Raw genomic sequence first — 456 nt, 5'->3', positions numbered from 1 at the left:
CCTATCAAGCACATGATGCGGTAACCCTAGCTAGGAAAAGGCGAAAAAACAGCGGTAATGGTAAGGCAATAGAGTCTTCGGTATGGCGTCAAGTTGAAAAATACCTCATGCTTTATTACAGCCCAGAGCAGATTGCTGCACGTTTAAAGAAAGTCAGCGTCCAATCAATCTATAACTATCTTTATCAAAATAAAGCGCGCTATGAACAATTCAAACCTTATCTAAGGCGAAAAGGCAAAGCCTATAGGCATTGTAAGGCACCGAGTATTAAAGAAGGAGACCGCCGATATAAACGGTCAATTAAACAACGTCCAAGTTATGTAGAAAGCCGGAAAACGCGAGGACATTTGGAGGGAGATACGATTATTAGCCGTAAAGACAAGCAAGCATTGGTGACATTAGTTGAACGAAAAACAGGGCTAGTATTAATTGGGCGCCTCAATCAACGTACCGCCT

Annotated in this window: 1 protein-coding gene; it reads left to right on the top strand. The window is 42.3% G+C overall.

Going from position 1 to position 456, the window contains the following annotated elements; all coding sequences use genetic code 11:
- On the top strand, window positions 1-456 hold a 456-nt coding region (locus A9G38_RS02740), incomplete at both ends, for an IS30 family transposase (RefSeq protein ID WP_141671697.1).

Source organism: Gilliamella sp. Imp1-1, assembly GCF_001690415.1.
GTDB lineage: Bacteria > Pseudomonadota > Gammaproteobacteria > Enterobacterales > Orbaceae > Gilliamella > Gilliamella bombi.
Note: the sequence above shows the minus strand (reverse complement) of the source record. Positions and strands in the feature narration are given on the sequence as shown.